Origin of the sequence: Streptacidiphilus jeojiense (assembly GCF_000719095.1) — a bacterium.
In the GTDB taxonomy this organism is placed as follows: domain Bacteria; phylum Actinomycetota; class Actinomycetes; order Streptomycetales; family Streptomycetaceae; genus Streptacidiphilus; species Streptacidiphilus jeojiensis.
The window spans coordinates 246,553-263,528 of the sequence record NZ_JOEH01000002.1 but is presented as its reverse complement, the minus strand read 5'-3'; the positions used below and the strand labels follow the sequence as shown (position 1 = coordinate 263,528).

Annotated in this window: 11 protein-coding genes; 2 read left to right on the top strand and 9 right to left on the bottom strand. The window is 71.7% G+C overall.

What is annotated here, in order from left to right; translation table 11 throughout:
* Positions 1 to 43 precede the first annotated feature (43 nt).
* The 6 genes from IF29_RS0103180 to IF29_RS0103155 form a co-directional block, all read right to left on the bottom strand.
* Positions 44 to 2,032, bottom strand: coding sequence for a beta-galactosidase (locus IF29_RS0103180; protein ID WP_037594117.1), 1,989 nt, complete (start codon positions 2,030 to 2,032; stop codon positions 44 to 46).
* Between the two features lie 2 nt (positions 2,033 to 2,034).
* Positions 2,035 to 4,068 carry a glycoside hydrolase family 31 protein gene (locus tag IF29_RS0103175; RefSeq protein ID WP_051724816.1) on the bottom strand — a complete coding sequence of 678 codons (2,034 nt, stop codon included), beginning with the start codon at positions 4,066 to 4,068 and terminating at the stop codon, positions 2,035 to 2,037.
* A gap of 51 nt (positions 4,069 to 4,119) precedes the next feature.
* Entirely contained in the window at positions 4,120 to 5,133 is a 1,014-nt protein-coding gene (locus IF29_RS0103170) for a LacI family DNA-binding transcriptional regulator (RefSeq protein WP_030249157.1), read from the bottom strand.
* 177 nt (positions 5,134 to 5,310) lie between these two features.
* Complete coding sequence (locus IF29_RS0103165) at positions 5,311 to 6,252, bottom strand: carbohydrate ABC transporter permease (RefSeq protein WP_198037249.1); 942 nt, start codon at positions 6,250 to 6,252, stop codon at positions 5,311 to 5,313.
* A 2-nt stretch (positions 6,253 to 6,254) separates the two neighbouring features.
* A complete protein-coding gene (locus IF29_RS0103160) occupies positions 6,255 to 7,241 on the bottom strand; it encodes an ABC transporter permease (protein WP_232241996.1) in 987 nt (328 codons plus the stop codon).
* 40 nt (positions 7,242 to 7,281) lie between these two features.
* A complete protein-coding gene (locus IF29_RS0103155; protein ID WP_030249150.1) occupies positions 7,282 to 8,952 on the bottom strand; it encodes a type 2 periplasmic-binding domain-containing protein in 1,671 nt (556 codons plus the stop codon).
* 375 nt (positions 8,953 to 9,327) lie between these two features.
* Here IF29_RS0103155 and IF29_RS0103150 point away from each other — a divergent pair, with 375 nt between their 5' ends.
* Positions 9,328 to 12,276, top strand: a complete 2,949-nt coding sequence (locus tag IF29_RS0103150; RefSeq protein WP_232241995.1) for a glycoside hydrolase family 3 protein — start codon at positions 9,328 to 9,330, stop codon at positions 12,274 to 12,276.
* A 119-nt stretch (positions 12,277 to 12,395) separates the two neighbouring features.
* Entirely contained in the window at positions 12,396 to 13,139 is a 744-nt protein-coding gene (locus tag IF29_RS0103145) for a GH12 family glycosyl hydrolase domain-containing protein (protein WP_030249145.1), read from the top strand.
* Positions 13,140 to 13,216: 77 nt separating this feature from the next.
* Here IF29_RS0103145 and IF29_RS0103140 read toward each other — a convergent pair whose 3' ends face one another.
* From IF29_RS0103140 to IF29_RS0103130, 3 genes are all read right to left on the bottom strand, one after another.
* Complete coding sequence (locus tag IF29_RS0103140; protein ID WP_030249143.1) at positions 13,217 to 14,023, bottom strand: hypothetical protein; 807 nt, start codon at positions 14,021 to 14,023, stop codon at positions 13,217 to 13,219.
* A complete protein-coding gene (locus IF29_RS0103135; RefSeq protein WP_051724815.1) occupies positions 14,020 to 14,550 on the bottom strand; it encodes a SigE family RNA polymerase sigma factor in 531 nt (176 codons plus the stop codon). Before IF29_RS0103135 ends, IF29_RS0103140 begins: the two co-directional genes overlap by 4 nt.
* 90 nt (positions 14,551 to 14,640) lie before the next feature.
* The gene (locus IF29_RS0103130; protein WP_084713430.1) at positions 14,641 to 16,971 is read right to left on the bottom strand and encodes a glycosyl hydrolase family 95 catalytic domain-containing protein; all 2,331 of its coding nucleotides are present in this window, start codon (positions 16,969 to 16,971) and stop codon (positions 14,641 to 14,643) included.
* Positions 16,972 to 16,976 lie beyond the last annotated feature (5 nt).

The following is a 16,976-nucleotide window of genomic DNA, read 5'->3' as shown; positions in this document are numbered from 1 at the left end:
GAGGACGTGCAGGACCAAGGAGTGCAGGGCGCTCGGGGCGGGTTCAGCCCTGGCGCAGTACCGCCGCGCCGCGGGCCGGCAGGGTCAGTCCGTCGGGACCGACCTCGGTGGCCGTGAGCAGGTCGTGGCCGGCGACGTCGAGCCGGACCGGCTCGTCGCCGTGGTTGAGCAGGAACAGCCAGCTGCGCGAGCCGCCGTCGACCGACGACCTCCGCACCGCCTCGACGCCGGTCGGCAGCCCGGCCACCACCGGGGCGACCCCGGCCTGCGCCAGCACCCGTCCGATCAGCGCCGCGTACCCCGCGTCGTCCAGCCGGGTGGACGCGTACCAGCCGGTCCCGGCGCCGAACCGGTGCCGGGTCAGCGCGGGCTGACGGTCCATCACCCCGGAGGTGTAGGCGGCCAGCACCTCCGCCCCCTCGGCCCGCAGCAGCTCGCTCCAGCCCTCCGCCGACGTCCCGTCGGAGAGAGTGAGCAACTCCCCTGCCGCCAGCGGCCGGTACTCCTCCACCCGCAGGCCGAGCACCTCCCGCAGCGAACCGGGGTAGCCGCCGAGCCTGGCCTGGTGGAACTCGTCGACGGCGCCGCTGAAGTGCTGCACCAGCAGCGTTCCGCCGCCCTCGACATAGCGCCGCAGCGAGGCCGCGCCGGCGTCCGAGAGCAGGTACAGGCTGGGCGCGACGACCAGCCGGTAGCCGCTCAGGTCGTGTTCGGGGTGGGCGAAGCCGACGGTCACCCCGGCGTCCCAGAGCGCGCGGTGGGCCCGGCGCAGGGCGGCGTGGTAGTCGAGCTGCGGCAGGCCGCGGTTGTCCAGCGCCCACCACACGTCCGCGTCGTGCAGCACGGCCACGTCCGCGTGCACCCGCGAGCCGGCCAGTTCGCCCAGCCCGGCCACGGCGGCGCCGGTGGCCGCCGCCTCCCGGAAGATCCGGGTGTCGGGCCCCGCGTGCGGGACGATGGCCGAGTGCCACAGCTCGGCGCCGGCCCTGGACTGGCGCCACTGGAAGAACAGCGCGCCCTCCGAGCCCCGGCCGATGTGGCCCAGCGAGTGCCGCAGGATGTCGCCGGGCTCCTTGGGCAGCGTGCCACTGGAGCTGTACACCGTGTTGGTGCCCTGCTCGATCAGCAGCCAGGGCTTGCCGCCGCCGAAGGAGCGGGCCCGGTCGGCGCCGAAGGCGGTGTCGGCCGCGGCGTCGACGCCCGCGGCGTCGGGGTAGTGGTCGATGCCGACGAAGTCGACCTCGGCGCCGAACTTCCACAGGTCCAGGACCTGGTAGCCGGGCAGCATCAGATTGGTGGTCACCGGCAGGTCGCTGTGCTCGCGGATGGCGTCGCGCTGCTCCCGGTAGGCGGCCAGGGTCTCGTCGGACCAGAACCGGCGGTAGTCCAGGGTCTGCCCGGGGTTGTGGTGCCACTGGGTGGCGCGCGGCGGCAGCACCTGCTCCCAGGTGCCGTAGTGCTGGCTCCAGAAGGCGGTTCCCCAGGCCGCGTTGAGCGCCTCCAGGGTTCCGTACCTGGCCCGCAGCCAGTCCCGGAAGGCGGCGGCGGCGTGGTCGCAGTGGCAGACCGTGGCGTACTCGTTGTGGACGTGCCACATCGCCACCGCCGGGTGCGAGCCGTAGCGCTGGGCGAGCGCGGCGGCGATCCCGCGGGCGGCCTGCCGGTAGCCGGGGGCGGCCAGGCAGTAGGTGTCTCGGCTGCCGTGGGTGAGCCGGGTGCCGTCGGCGGTGACCGGCATGGCGTCCGGGTGCGCCAGGGTGAACCACGGCGGCGGGGAGGCGGTGGGGGTGGCCAGGTCCACGGCGACGCCGTTGGCGTGCAGCCGGTCCAGGTGGGCGTCCAGCCAGCCGAAGTCGAAGCGCCCCTGCTCGGGTTCCAGCAGCGCCCAGGAGAAGACGCCCACCGTGGCCAGGTTGACCCCGGCCTGACGCATCAGCAGGTCGTCCTCCTTCCAGACCTGTTGGTCCCACTGCTCGGGGTTGTAGTCGCCGCCGAAGGCCAGCCCGCCCAGGCGCTCGGTGATCCGACGCATCGTCAGGCCTCCGCGATCGGCAGCCGCGCACCGTCCCGCAGGAACAGCGGGATCCGCTCCAGCGGGGCGTCGACGGTGACCGTCGCCCCGCCCCGGTACCCGGTCCCGGTCCAGGCGCAGGTCCAGTCGGCGCCGGCCGGCAGGTGGACCTCGCGGGAGCGGGCACCGGCCTCGGTGACCGGGGCGACCAGCAGGTCCGGGCCGAGCAGGAAGGAGTCGTCCGCCGTCCAGGCGTCGGGGTCCTCCGGGAACTCCAGGAACAGCGGGCGCATCGGCGGGACGCCGGTCTCCGCCGCGGTCCGCATCTGCTCCATGACGTAGGGGCGCAGCCGCTCGCGCAGGTGCAGGTAGGAGGCCAGGATCGGGTACGCCTCCGCGCCGTACGACCAGACCTCGTTGGGCAGACCGGTCATCGCCGGTTCGAGCTTCTGCTCGGCGCCGCGGAAGCCGTGCAGCCGGAACAGCGGGCAGAAGGCGCCGTACTGGAACCAGCGCACCAGCACCTCGCGGTAGGCCGGGTCGTCCGGGTCGCCGCCGTGGAAGCCGCCGATGTCGGTGGTCCACCAGGGGATGCCGGAGAGCGCGACATTGAGGCCGGCCTTGATCTGGGTGCGCAGCGAGGCGAAGTCGGTGCCGATGTCGCCGGACCACAGCGCGGCGCCGTAGCGCTGGGCGCCGGCCCAGGAGGAGCGGTTCAGCGAGACCACCTCGGTCTCCCCGGACGCGAGCATCCCGTCGTGGATCATGCGGGCGTTCTCGCGCGGGTAGAGGTTGCCGACCTCCAGCCCGGGGCCGGCCGAATAGCGCAGGTTCCCCTGGAAGTTGGGCTTGAGCTCGGGCTCGCAGGCGTCCAGCCAGAACACCTTGATGCCGTGGTCCAGGTAGTTCTTCCTGATCCGGTCCCAGACGAAGGCGCGCCCGGCCGGGTTGGTGGCGTCGTAGAAGGCGACCTGCGCCGAGTAGGCGCCGAGGCCCTTGTCGGGCCAGTCGGCGTGGGCGACCGGGCCGTACTCGGTGTTGATGAACAGCCCCTGGTCCAGCATGGCGTGGTAGTTCTCGCTGACCGGGCTGACCGAGGGCCAGACCGACACCATCAGCTTCACCCCGAGCTCGTCCAGCTCGCGCACCATGGCGGCCGGGTCGGGCCACTCGGCCGGGTCGAACTTCCACTCGCCGAGGTGGGTCCAGTGGAAGAAGTCGGAGACGATGACGTCCAGCGGCAGCCCGCGGCGCTTGTACTCACGGGCCACCTCCAGCAGTTCCTCCTGGGTGCGGTAGCGCAGCTTGCACTGCCAGAAGCCAGCCGCCCACTCGGGCAGCACCGGGGTGTGCCCGGTGGCGTCGGCGTAGTGGCCCAGCACCTCGGCCGGCTGACCGACCGTCACCCAGTAGTCGATCTGGCGGGCGCTGTCGGCGACCCAGCGGGTGCCGGTCTCGGCGAGCTCGACCCGGCCGATGGCGGGCGAGTTCCACAGCAGCCCGTAGCCGCGGTCGGAGACCAGCAGCGGGACGGTGACCTCGGCGTTGCGCTGCACCAGGTCGATCACCGCGCCCTTCTGGTCCAGCATCCCGTGGGTGTGCTGGCCCAGGCCGAACAGCTTCTCCCCGGTGTGGGCCCGGAAGCGCTGCTCGATGCGGTGGTAGCCGTTGCCGGTGGCGGTGTAGAGGCGGGCGCCGGGCCACCAGAAGTGGGCCGGCTCCTCGGCCAGCAGCTCGCTGCCGTCCTCGGTCCGCAGGAAGCTCAGCTGGCCCGCGGTGGCGCCGAGCTCCGGGGTGAGCTTGCCCTCGGTGAAGGCGTCGATCCGGACCGTGATGGCCCCGTTGACCAGGGTGGCGCTGTGCTCGGAGAACTCGATCACCGGCTTGGCGCCGGCCGGGGCCGACTCCAGCAGCGCGCCGGGCAGGTCCTCCAGCAGCGGGCCGCCGGGCGTGGCCCGCACCCGTACCGAGTCCGGTCCCCAGGCCTCGACCCGCAGGGTCTCTCCCTTGGCGCGCCACTCCAGGGCGTGGCCGAGGTCGTGGAAGTGCTGCGACATGAGCTGGGTTCTCCGATACGTGGTGTGGGTGGTACGAGAATTGACGACGGGTCAGACGTGCAGCGGCGCCGGGCCGCTGCTCTCCCTGACGGTGAGCACCGGGGTCAGCAGGGTGACCTCCTGGGGCTCCTTGCCGTCGATCCGCTGCATCAGCAGGTCGACGGCGCGCCGACCCAGCTCCTGGGCCGGCCCGGTGACGGCGGTGAGCCTGGGCGAGTACTGCTCGGCCAGCGGTTCCGGGCACAGCGCGACCACCGAGGCGTCCTCGGGGACGATCCGCCCCGCGGTGCGCAGCAGGCTCATCAGCGGGCCGATGGCGCCCTCGTTCTGGACCACGAACCCGGTGGTGGCCGGTCGGTCGGCGAGGATCCGGGAGAAGGCCCCGGCGGTGCTCTCGTAGGTGCCCTCGCAGGGGCGGTGCAGGATCCGCAGGCCGCGGGCGGCGGCCCGGTCCCGGAAGCCGGCCAGGGTGCGTTCGGCGTAGCCGGCGTGCCGCTGGTAGACGGCCGAACCGTAGCCGATGAAGGCGACGTCGCGGTGGCCCAGGTCGGCCAGGTGGTCGGCGCAGCTGGCGCCGGCCGCGAAGAAGTCGTGGTCCACGCAGGACAGCCCGGTGGAGTCCTCCGGCAGTCCGATCAGCGCGGCGTGGGTGTTGAGCGCGCGCAGCACCGGGATGCGCTCGTCCTCCAGCTCCACGTCCATCAGGATCACCCCGTCGGCCAGGCCGCTGGCGGCGACCCGGCGGACCCCCTCCGGGCCCTCGTCATTGGTGATCAGCAGCACGTCGTAGCCGTACTGGCGGGCCGCCATGGTCACCGAGATGGCGATCTCCATCATGATCGGGACGTAGACGTCGGTGCGCAGCGGCACCACCAGGGCGATGATGTGCGAGCGCTTTCCGGCGAGCGCCCGGGCCCCGGCGTTGGGGTGGTAGCCGAGCTCGCTGATGGCCTGTTCCACCCGCTGCCGGGTGGCCCCGGAGATCGTGCGCTTGCCGCTGATGACGTAGCTCACGGTGCTCGACGAGACGCCTGCGTGTCTGGCCACTTCGGCGAGTGTCACCATGGTGGAGCTCTCCCTCGAGTCGTACTGTGCGTGTGGTTCCTGCAGCGTAGTGACTGGTTGTCAGGTGTGTGGCCGGGTGCGGTGGGACCGGCCCCGTCGTACGGCTGGGGAGGGGTACGCGGGGCCGGTCCGGCTCGGGGTCGCGCTCCGGGGGGGTCGTGCTCCGGGATCCGGGCCTCAGCCCTTGACGGCGCCGGTGAGCACGCCGGTCCTGAAGTGCTTCTGCATGAAGGGGTAGACCATCAGGATCGGCACCAGGGTCAGCACCACCACGGCCATCTGCAGCGACAACGGCGCGGTCTGCGCGTGGCCGGTGCCGAAGCCGTTGTTGACCGAACCGGGCATGTTCATCCCCTGCTGCACGTACTCCAGCAGCACGTACTGCAGCGGCCACTTGCTGCTGTCCACCGGCATGTAGAGCATCACGTTGAAGAAGGAGTTCCAGTAGCCGACCGCGTAGAACAGGGTGATCACCGCGGTGACCGCCTTGGAGGTGGGCAGCACCACCGACCACAGCGTGCGCCAGTCGCCGGCCCCGTCCATCTTGGCCGCGTCGATCAGCTCGGCCGAGGTGCTGGAGTAGAAGGAGCGCAGCACCAGGATGTTGAACACCGACACCGCGCTGGGCAGGATCAGCGCCCAGTACTGGCCGTAGCCGCCGAGGCCGGTGACCACCAGATAGGTGGGGATCAGCCCGCCGCTCACGAACATGGTCAGGATCAGCACCATCAGGATGATCCGGTGGCCCATCGACCGGGACCGGGACAGCCCGTAGGCGCAGAGCACCGAGACCACCATCGAGACCAGCGTGCCGACCAGGGTGACCAGCAGGCTGACCACCAGCGCCCGGGTGACCTGGTCGTTGGTCAGCATCTGCCGGTAGGCGTCCAGGGTGAGCCCGTCCGGCCAGATGACCAGACCGCCGGCCCGGCCGATGGCGCCGGTGGTGGACAGGCTGGTCAGCACCACCACCCAGAGCGGCACCAGCACCGCCGCGATCACCACGGTGAGGACCACGCCCTTGCCGGCCTGCCCGATCGCGGTGGGCGGTTCCTCCCAGGGGGCGCGGGTGGGGGCCGCCGCAGCGGGGTTGCGGCGCAGCCGCAGTGTCGTCGCCATGCTCATTTCCGGTACAACCCGTCCTCGCCGAAGGCGTGCGCCAGCTTGTTCGCACCCAGGATCAGCAGCAGTGAGATCACGCTCTTGAAGAGCCCGGCCGCCGCACCGTAGCTGTAGTTGTTGGTGGCGATGCCGTAGTAGAAGGAGAAGGTGTCCAGCACGTCGGCGGCGCTGTGGCCGACCGCGTTGCGCTGGATCAGGAACTGCTCGAAGCCGACGGTGAGCGCGTTGCCCAGGCGCAGCACCAGCATCAGCACGATCACTCCGCGCAGCCCCGGCAGGGTGATGTGCCACATCCGGCGCCAGCGCCCGGCGCCGTCCACGGCCGAGGCCTCGTAGAGGTTGTTGTCGATGGCGGCCAGCGCCGCCAGGAAGACGATGATCCCCCAGCCGGCCTCCTTCCACACCGCCTGGGAGGTGATCAGCAGCGCGAAGGTGTGCGGGTTGGTCATGAAGTCCCAGGTGCCCACGTTGTGCTGGCGCAGGAACTGGTTGAGCACGCCGGCGCCGCCGAGCATCTGCTGGAAGATGGTGACGGTCAGCACCCAGGAGAAGAAGTGCGGCAGGTAGACCACCGACTGCACGAAGTTACGCAGCCGCTCGTTCATCACGGTGTTGAGCAGCAGCGCCAGCACCACCGGGATCGGGAAGAACAGCACCAGCTGGACCAGGCTGAGGAACAGCGTGTTGCGCAGCGCCCCCCAGAACAGCGGGTCCTGGAACAGCATCCGGAACTGGTCCAGGCCGGCCCAGCTGCTGTGCCAGACACCGACCAGCGGGTCGTAGTACTGGAACGCCGTGACCAGGCCGAACAGTGGTGCGTAGTTGAAGACCAGCAGCAGCACCACAGCCGGGAGGGTCATCAGGATCAGGGACTTGTCACGCCTGAGCCTGATCCGCCAACTCAGTTTGGCGGACACCGGTCGGGTGCCGTCCTCCGCTGTCTTGCGCCGGCCCTTGCCGGGCTTGGTGGCGACTGTTGCTGCCACTGGCTCTTCCTCTCTCCGCCGGATCCGCCGGGTCCGCCGACTACTGCCCGGTTCCGTACTTCGCCATGACGTTGTCCGAGTACCACTGCACCAGCTGGGTGCCGCCGCTGGACTTCCAGGCGGAGATGGCGGCCTGCACGTCGGACACCTTCTTGATGCCGTGGTAGCAGTCCTTGATGGTGTCCTCGACGGCCTGGGCGGCGTCGGCGGTCGCGAAGCGCTGCGGCACGGTGATGTTCATGTTGAGGAACACCGGCTTGTACACGTGCTGGGAGGCGGCGGCCTGCCAGGCGGCGTAGTCCTTGGTGACCTGGTCCGCGCCCGGGTTGCTGATCACCGCGCGGCAGGTGGCCAGGAAGGGGTAGGTCTGCTGCTGGACGTACTTCTTGCCGTCGTCGGTGGCGGTGGGCACGCCGTTGACCATGGTGTAGTGGGTGCCCTCGACCCCGTAGTTGACCATGGTGTACTCGGCCGAACCGAACGGGGCGGCCAGGTAGTTGGCGACCGCGAGCAGCTCCTCGATCTGGTCCTTCTTCAGCTTGGCGTTGAAGTAGCTGACCTCGGCGGTGTTGGTGCCGAGGAACACGCCGGGGGTGGACTTGCCGTCCGCGGCGAAGACCCCGAAGGCGCCCCGGCGGTAGTTCTTGTTGGCGGCGACCCCGGCCTGGGCGTCGGTGAGGGACCAGGAGCCCATGCCGTCACCGGCGATCAGCGTCTTGCCGGCGTAGAAACGGGTCTTGCCGTCGTTGTTGTTGCCGGCCAGCGCGTCCGGGTGCATGGAGCCGGACTTGGCCAGCTTGTAGTGCCAGTCCAGCGCCTCCAGTATCTGCGGGGTGTCGTACTTGTGGACCAGCTTGCCGTCGGTGACGGTGAACTTGTTCGGCACCCCGAAGTAGGGGAACAGGTAGGTCCAGACGTCGTCGAAGGCCCAGACCCCGCCCTTGGCGTTGGTCAGCTCCTTGCCCAGGTTGAACAGGTCGTCGGCGGAGGTCACCTGGTCGGCGGTGATGCCCTTGGCCCCGAGGACGTCCTGGCGGAAGAAGGTGGTGCCGGCCAGCGCGAAGCCGCTGGAGAAGGACGGGATGCCGTAGATCTTGTCCTCCCAGGCCCCGTCGGCCCAGGCCCCGGTGGGGATGGCGGCGAGGTTGGGGTACTGCTTGATGTTGTCGCCGGACAGGTACGGCGTGAGGTCGGCCAGCTGGGTGCCGACCAGTTCGCCGACGTTGAAGTTGGGGTTCCACCAGGTGGGCAGCTGGATCCAGTCCGGGAGCTTCTTGGCCGCCGTCATGGTCGGGACGATGGTGGCGTAGTTGACGCCGTCGGCGGGCTTCATCGTCAGGGTGACGCCCAGGGCCTTGTTCATGGCCTGGTAGAAGGAGTTGCCGGGGTTGGGCACGGTGCCCCAGAGCGGGGTGACCGCGGTGTAGCTGCCGCCCTTGCCGGGGACGCCGGAGACCGTCCTGGTCTGGGTCGCCGGGTAGCTGAGGAAGCCGGGGTCGGTCGACGAACCCGCCGCGCCGTTGACCGAGGGGATGTCCGCCTTGAGCGAGTTGTTGGCGACATAGCTCGGCAGTGCGGCCTGCAGGCCGGTCTTGGTACTGGTCCCGCCCTTGCTGCTGGCGCTGCTGCTGCCGCAGGCGGTGAGCAGGGGGGCGGCTACCGCCGCACCGGCCACAGCAGCGGCGGAGCTGAGCAGGGATCTGCGGTTCATCTGGAAGCTCATGGTGGGGCGGCCCTTCGCCTTTGAGGTCCGATGCGTGATGGCTCGAAAAGTCTGCGAAGCCAGATGTTGAAGCGCTTCGACGTTGCCGTGAGACTAACGACGCGTTACCGATTGAACAAGGGGCTGAACAAACCTATTTTCGACGACCGCTGCGGCCTGCGAATGCTTCGTCAACTCACTATCACTGCAGGTCAGATGCGTAGTCCCAGCTCTCGCAGCAAGCTGTGCGCCGGCTGTCCGCGCCGACCGGAGAAAGTCCGGGCACCACAGTTGACACACGCCCGGCCTCGTGCCACTTTCGAAACGCTTCACCACTGCGGCCGTGCCGCCCCTCTCCCAGACACCTCCCAAGGGGTTCACCACGTGAGTTCCACGTCCCTGCCCACCGAGCCGCTGCCCGCCGCCGCACCCGACCGGTTCCCCTTCCGCGACCCGGCGCTCCCGGTCCGTGACCGGGTCGCGGACCTGCTCTCACGGCTCACCCTGGACGAGCGCGTCGCGATGCTGCACCAGTACTCCCCCGAGGTACCGCGCCTCGGCCTGGCCTCCTTCCGCACCGGCACCGAGACCCTGCACGGCGTCGCCTGGCTGGGCCCGGCCACCACCTTTCCGCAGGCCGTGGGCCTGGGAGCAACCTGGGACGAGGAGCTGGTGCACCAGGTGGCCACCGCCACCTCGATCGAGCAGCGGGCCTTCCACTACCACCGCCCGCCGGTCGTCGGCACCGGCCGCAACAGCCTGCAGGGCTGGGCCCCGGTGGTGAACCTGCTGCGCGATCCGCGCTGGGGCCGCAACGAGGAGGGCTACTCCGAGGACCCGGTGCACTCGGCCCGGCTCGGCGACGCCTTCTGCCGCGGCATGGCCGGCGACGATCCGACCTATCTGCGCACCGCCCCGATCCTCAAGCACTTCCTCGGCTACAACAACGAGGACGACCGCTACACCACCTCCTCCGGGCTGCGGCCCCGGGTGCTGCACGAGTACGACCTCGCCGCCTTCCGCCCGGCCGTCGCCAACGGCTCGGCCACCGGGGTGATGGTCGCCTACAACCTGGTCAACGGCCGTCCCTGCCACGTCAGTCCGCTGATCGAGGCGGAGCTGCGGCGCTGGGCCGAGCCGACCGGCCAGCAGCTGTTCGTCGTCAGCGACGCCGAGGCCCCCTCCAACCTGGTCGACCTCGAGCACTACTTCGAGGACCACGCCGAGTCGCACGCCGCCGCCCTCAAGGCCGGCATCGACAGCTTCACCGACCACGGCGAGGACACCGCGACCACCTTCGGACGGCTGAAGGAGGCCCTGCGGCGCGGCCTGATCAGCGAGGACGACGTGGACACTGCGGTCCGGCGGCAGCTGTCGATACGCTTCCGCCTGGGCGAGTTCGACCCGCAGCTGGACCCCTACGCCGGCATCGGCTGGGACGTCGTCGACGCCCCCGAGCACCGCGCGCTGGCGCTGCGCGCCGCCACCGAGTCGATCGTGCTGCTCAAGAACGGGGCCGCCGGTGAGCGCCCGCTGCTGCCGCTGACCGGGGACGGCCTCCGCCGCGTCGCCGTCATCGGCCCGCTGGCCGACACCCTCTTCGAGGACTGGTACAGCGGCACCATGCCCTACCAGGTCACCGTCGCCGCCGGGCTGAGCGCCGCGGTGGCCGCCCAGGGCGGCGAGGTGGTCCTGGTCGAGGGCGTGGACCGGATCGCGCTGCGCGCCGTGAGCACCGGCGCCCTGCTCGCGGCACCGCTGTTCGACCCCTCCGGGCCGCTGCAGGCCGCCGACACCGAGGCCCAGGAGCAGAGCGACGAGGCCGGGTTCGACCTGTTCGACTGGGGCAGCGGCGTCCTGACGCTGCGTAACGTCCGCACCGGACGCTACGTCAGCCTCAAGGACGAGGACCGCACCCTGGCCGCCGACCAGCTCCAGCCCAACGGCTGGGACGTGCACGAGACCTTCCGGCTGGAGCCGCAGCCGGACGGCACCGAGGTGCTGCGCAACATCCACAGCGGCCGGTACGCGGTCGTCGACGCGGCCACCGGCCGGGTCGTGCTCAGCGCCGACTCCCCGGAGCAGGCCGAGCGCTGGCGGCGCAGCACCGTCCGCGACGGCACCGCCGAGGCCGTGGCCGCCGCGGCCGCCGCCGACACCGCGGTCGTCGTCCTCGGCAACGACCCGCACATCAACGGCCGGGAGACCCAGGACCGCGAGGGCATCACCCTGCCTCCCGCCCAGGACGCCCTGCTGCGCGCCGTCGCCGCGGCCCGGCCGCAGACCGCGCTGCTGGTGATGAGCAGCTACCCCTACGCCGTGGACTGGGCCGAGGAGCAGCTGCCGGCCGTGGTGTGGACCTCGCACGGCGGCCAGGAGACCGGCCGGGCCGTCGCCTCGGTGCTGCTGGGCTCGGCCGAGCCGGCCGGACGGCTGCAGCAGACCTGGTACCGGGCCGAGGACGAGCTGCCCGGGCGGCTGGACTACGACATCATCAAGGCCGGCTGGACCTACCAGTACCACCGCGCCGCCCCGCTCTACCCCTTCGGCCACGGCCTGTCCTACACCAGCTTCGGCTACTCCGACCTGCGGCTGTCCGCCCCGGTCATGGAGCAGGACGGCTCGGTGGAGGTCGGCGTGACGCTGGCCAACACCGGGGGACGCGACGGCACCGAGACGGTCCAGCTCTACGCCCGCGCCCTGGACGCCCGCTACCAGGCGCCCCGGCTGAAGCTGGTCGACTTCGCCAAGGTCCGGCTGGCGGCAGGGGAGAGCAGCGAACTGCGCTTCACCGTGCCCGCCTCGGCCCTGGCCCACTGGGACGTGGTCGGCGGCGGCTTCACCACCGACCCCGGCGGCTACGAGCTGCTGGTCGGCCACAGCGCCGAGGCCCTCGCGCTGACCGCGCCGCTCACCGTGAGCGGCCCGGCCCCCGAGCCCCGCGTGGCCGTCGACCGGCGGATCCCGGCCGCCGACTTCGACGACTACGCGGACCTGGTCCTGGTGGACGCCGACCGCACCGACGGCGACGCGCTCACCCCCGCACCGGGCGGCACCGGAGAACTGGTCTTCCGGCGCACCGCGCTGGACGGGGCGACCGGTCTGCGGGTCGAGGTCTCCCGCACCGAGCCCGGCGAGGCGCTGCTGGAGCTGTGGGCCGGCGCCCCCGGTTCCGGCATCCTGCTGGCCTCCGTCCCGGTCCCCGCCACCCGCGGCCGCTACGCCTGGACCACGGTCGAGGTGCCGCTGCTCCGGCAGCTGGACGGGGTGCGCGACCTGCACCTGGTACTGACCGGCGAGCAGCGCCTGGCGGCCTTCACCCTGATCGGGTGACCCCTGGTTCCGGGACCGGGGGAGGTGCCTCCCCCCGGTCCCGGCGGGCCGTCCGCCTCTGAGGGTGGGCGGGCGGCCCCTTCCCCCACCCACGCGTGACCGAATTCGAGGGAGAATTCATGCGCATCCCCACCCGCACCACCCGCACCACCCGTACCAGCCGTAAGGGCCGCGCCGCCCGCGCCGGCCTGTCCCTGGCCGTGGCGGCCTCGGCGCTGATGCTGACGGCGACCGACGCCAGCGCGGCGACGTACACCTCCTCCGACCAGTGGGCCTCGTACACCAGCGGCAGCTACACCATCTACAACGACGAGTGGGGCAGCGGCTACGGCTCGCAGACCCTGTGGGCCAACTCCTACGCCGACTGGGGCGTCAGCTCCACCCAGCCGTCGACCTCCGGGGTGAAGTCCTACGCCAACGTCAGCCGCAGCTTCGGCACCGCGCTGAACTCGCTGTCCAGCGCCACCAGCACCTTCGCCACCACCCTGCCCAGCACCGGCAACTGGGAGTCGGCGTACGATATCTGGCTGAACGGCAGCTCGGTGGAGGTGATGCTGTGGATGGACAAGAGCGGCGACGTGGGACCGCTCGGCTCCTCCGTCGGCAACCTCACCCTGGACGGCAAGACCTGGACCGTCTACGTCGGCAGCAACGGCACCAACCCGGTGTACTCGTTCGTGCTCTCCTCGAACGTGACCTCGGGGACGGTGAACATCCTCAACATCCTGAAGTGGATGCAGAACACCAAGGGCTACGTCAGCAACCCGACGCTGTCCACGGTCCAGTTCGGCTTCGAGATCAGCGGGACCGGCAACACCGCGCAGAACTTCGCCGTCACCAACTACTCGGCGACGGCCTCCTGACGCGGCATCGGCAGTGAACGCACGGGGTCCGGCTCCGACGTCGGCCGGACCCCGTCCGGAGCGCTGCGCCTCCGGAGTCAGCGGAACCAGACGGGGTTCTCGGTGAAGGCGAGAAGTTGCGCCCGGTCCAGCGGCGGGGTCGCCCAGCCGGGCCCGAAGCTGGTGTCCCGCAGGCCACCGGTTCCTGCCATCGCGTCGACGGAGATGAACCGGCCGTCCGGGTAGGACACCGAGACGGTGCTGACGACGCCTGCGGTCTGGGCCCACGCTCCTGCGGGTTCGGTCGTCTCGATCACCTGGACACCGCCGGGGAGGTTGCTCTCCTTGCAGTTCCACGTTGCGGGAGTCTCGTTGCACACCCCGCTGATGTCCCCGCCCATGGAGCGCTGCACCGGCCTGGCCTTGGGATCGTAGGACTGGATGACCACGGCGGCGGTCCGACCGTTCCTGACGATCAGGTAGGTGCCGGCCAACCGGGACGTCGGCCAGACCGTGACTGCGGGCGTGCCCGGCGGTGCGGGTGTGGGAGGTTCGTCCTTGATCTTGACGATTCTGCCGCTCCCGGCCGGAAGCAGGCCGGCGACCACGGACGCGGGATCGACGGCGGGGCGCGTCGCAGTGGGGTGCGTCGCAGCGACCGGGGGCGCGGTCAGCGTCGCCGGGCCCGGTTTCCGGTCGGTGGCGCCGTTCGCCACCTGAGGGAGCAGCACGGCGAGGCCCGCGACCGTCGCGAGCCCGGCGGCCGATGCCGCCACCGCCACGGACCTGCGGCGTCGCTGACGGTGCGACGCCTGCGCCAGCACGCTCTCGGTGATGTCCTCGCCGGGCAGGAGCAGCCCTTCCAACGCCTTGTCCATCAGTTCCCTCACTGTGTAGTCCGTCATCGGACAACTCCGTGCATCTCGGTCAGATCCCCGTCCACGACACTCCCCACCAGGTCGCCCAGGGCCGCGCGGAGCACGGTCAGCCCACGGGCGGTCTGGCTCTTCACCGTTCCCTCGCTCACTCCGAGCAGTTCCGCGGTCGCCTGCACGCTCTGGTCCTCGAAGAAGCGCAGGACCAGCACCGCCCGCTGACGCGGAGCCAGACGCAGCAGTGCCACCCGCACCGCCATCCCCAGGTCGGCGTCGCCCGCCGGCTCCGCGGCGTCCGGGAGCTCCCCGTGCGGGCGTTCCCGGTTCCACAGCCGTCTTCGTGAGGCGATGAAGGTGTTGACCAGGGTGCGGCGCGCATAGGCGTCGAGGTGGTCGATGCGGCGGCGTCCCCGGCTGGCCAGCACCACCTTGATCAGCGTGCTCTGGACCAGGTCCTCGGCCGCATGGGCGTCGCCGCACATGAGGTAGGCGGAGCGCAGCAGCGCACCGCGCCGGTGACTGAGGAACTCACGAAGCTCCGGATCGTCACTGTGCACCGCTCTGCCCCCATCGCCGCCGGTCCTGCCTCTACCCCTATGGATGGGGTGGCCCGGCCGGCGGGTTGGCGGCCGCCGGGAGGTTTCTCGTCAGCCGGCCAGACCTGTTTCGCAGCCCCTCCGGTCCACCGTCAGCATCCGCTCCCGCGGGACCCCTCCGGCGTCGCGCCAGCGCAGCCGCAGCGCCGTCGGTCGCGCCGCGACCAGCCGCACCACGACCGGCACGCCGTCGCTCCAGCCGAGCCGTTGCACGGTGACGCCGCCGCGGGCGCGCAGTCCGTGGACCTCGCCGGAGGGCCAGGCCGGCGGCAGCGCCGGCAGCAGGTCGAGGGCGCCGTCGTGGGACTGCAGCAGCATCTCGGCGATCCCGGCGACCACGCCGAGGTTGCCGTCGATCTGGAACGGCGGGTGGGCGCACAGCAGCGACTCGTACACCCCGCCGGTCTCGCCCCGGTCCGCGCTCACCGGCCGTAGCATCACCCCGAGCAGCCGGTGGGCCGACGCACCGTCACCGAGCCTGGCCCACAGGGCGGTCTTCCAGGCGGTCGACCAGCCGGTGCTCTCGTCGCCGCGCTGCTCCAGGCTGCGGCGGGCGGCCTCGCGCAGGCCCGGAGCGGTGAGGCTGCGGCCCGGGTGGACGCCGAGCAGATGCGAGAGGTGGCGGTGGTGCGGCTCGGTCTCCTCCCGCTCGGTGTGCCACTCCAGCAGCCGGCCCCGGGCATCGGCGCGCAGCGGACGCAGCCGCGGCAGCGCGGTCCGGATCCGCTCCAGCAGGTCCGGATCGGCGCCGTCCCCGGCGGCCTGCGCCGACTCCAGCAGGAACCTGAAGAGCTCGCGCAGCAGGGTTCCGTCCATGGTGGTGGACAGGTCGACCGAGGCGGGCCCCTCGGGGGTGGCGAAGCGGTTCTCCGGGGAGGTGGCCGGAGCGGTGACCAGGAAGCCCTCCTCGTCCTCGGTCAGCAGGTCCAGAGCGAACCGGGCCGCCCCCGCCGCGACCGGCCAGCCGGTGCCGCGCAGGAACTCCTGGTCGCGGCCGAACTCCCAGTGCTCGGCCAGGTGCAGCGCCAGCCAGACCCCGCCCATCGGCCACTGCGACCACATCGGATCGCCACTGCCCTCACCGACCGGCCAGCTGCCGCGCCAGAGGTCGGTGTTGTGGTGGCAGGCCCAGCCGTCCGCGCCGTAGAGGTCGGCGGCGACACCGCGGCCGGCCTCGGCGAGATCCGCGACCAGGCGCAGCAGCGGCTCGTGGCACTCCGGCAGCGCCGCGGTCTCGGCGGCCCAGTAGTTCATCTGGGTGTTGATGTTGACCGTGTAGTCGCAGTTCCAGGGCGGGGTGACCTGGTCGTTCCAGAGCCCCTGCAGATGGGCCGGCTGGGCCAGCGGTCCGGGGCGGGAGCAGGCCAGCAGCAGGTAGCGGCCGAAGTCGAACAGCAGCGGGACGAGCTGCTCGTCCACCGCTCCGGACGCCCGGGCGTGCAGCCTGGCGTCGAGCGGGAGCCCGCTGTCCCCGGGGGCGTCCAGCCGCAGCCGCACCCGGTCCATCCGCTCCGCGTGCTCGGCGCCGTGCTCGGCGCGCAGCTGCTCCCAGGGGCGTGCGTAGCCGGCCTCGATCCCGGCCTCGGCCGCCGCCAGGCACTGCTCCTCGCTGCGCACCGGATCCCGGTCCCAGCCCTCGAAGCCGGTGCGCGCGTCGACGAACAGGGTCAGCGCCCGGACCCCGCGCAGCAGCAGCCGCTGCCCCTGCGGTTCGACCGTGCCATCACCCTCGACCCGTACCCGGGCCAGGGCGGCGGCGCGCAGCGCATGGTCCTCGTGCTCGACCAGCGGCCGCCCCTGGGCGTCCTGGCCGACCCGGGACGGCGCGGCCAGCAGCAATGCCAGCCCGTCGGCGCCCCAGGGCCGGACCGACTGCCGCAGCTGCGGGCTGTCCCAGCCCAACTCGCCGTTCAGACCGCCGGGTTCGTCGCTCTCCAGCCGGACCAGCAGCAGCCCGGTGCCGACGCTCGCCAGCACCTCCTGCCGCACCCGGCCCCAGCCGGCCCGGGCCACTCCCTCACGGAGCATCAGTTCCCGGCCGTGGTACTCCCCCTGATCGTCCGTCAGCCTCAGAACCAGGTCGCCGACCGGCTGGAAGGCCTCGGCCGACCGCCCCTGCACCGCCTGCAGCCGCCGTCCGGCGTCGACGAAGCGTCCGGCCCGCAGGTCCGCCCTGACCGCGTCGAGCAGCCCGTCCGGCACCTGCGGCGGCTCCACTCGCCGGGGCCCGGACCAGAAGGTCTCCTCGTTGACGGACCAACGGCACCCGCCGGGCTCCCCCCACACCATGGCGCCGAGCCGGCCGTTCCCCACCGGGAAGCCCTCGACCCAGCGCCGCGCCGGCCGCTCGAACCACATCGGCGAATCGCCGAACCGCCCCATGGACA

Excerpts from the sequence above, each read along its gene's own strand:
- IF29_RS0103165 (WP_198037249.1), bottom strand. The coding sequence starts at position 6,252 with ATGGCGACGACACTGCGGCTGCGCCGCAACCCCGCTGCGGCGGCCCCC.
- IF29_RS0103130 (WP_084713430.1), bottom strand. The coding sequence starts at position 16,971 with ATGGGGCGGTTCGGCGATTCGCCGATGTGGTTCGAGCGGCCGGCGCGG.
- IF29_RS0103175 (WP_051724816.1), bottom strand. The coding sequence starts at position 4,068 with ATGTCGCAGCACTTCCACGACCTCGGCCACGCCCTGGAGTGGCGCGCC.
- IF29_RS0103180 (WP_037594117.1), bottom strand. The coding sequence starts at position 2,032 with ATGCGTCGGATCACCGAGCGCCTGGGCGGGCTGGCCTTCGGCGGCGAC.
- IF29_RS0103155 (WP_030249150.1), bottom strand. The coding sequence starts at position 8,952 with ATGAACCGCAGATCCCTGCTCAGCTCCGCCGCTGCTGTGGCCGGTGCG.
- IF29_RS0103145 (WP_030249145.1), top strand. The coding sequence starts at position 12,396 with ATGCGCATCCCCACCCGCACCACCCGCACCACCCGTACCAGCCGTAAG.
- IF29_RS0103140 (WP_030249143.1), bottom strand. The coding sequence starts at position 14,023 with ATGACGGACTACACAGTGAGGGAACTGATGGACAAGGCGTTGGAAGGG.
- IF29_RS0103170 (WP_030249157.1), bottom strand. The coding sequence starts at position 5,133 with ATGGTGACACTCGCCGAAGTGGCCAGACACGCAGGCGTCTCGTCGAGC.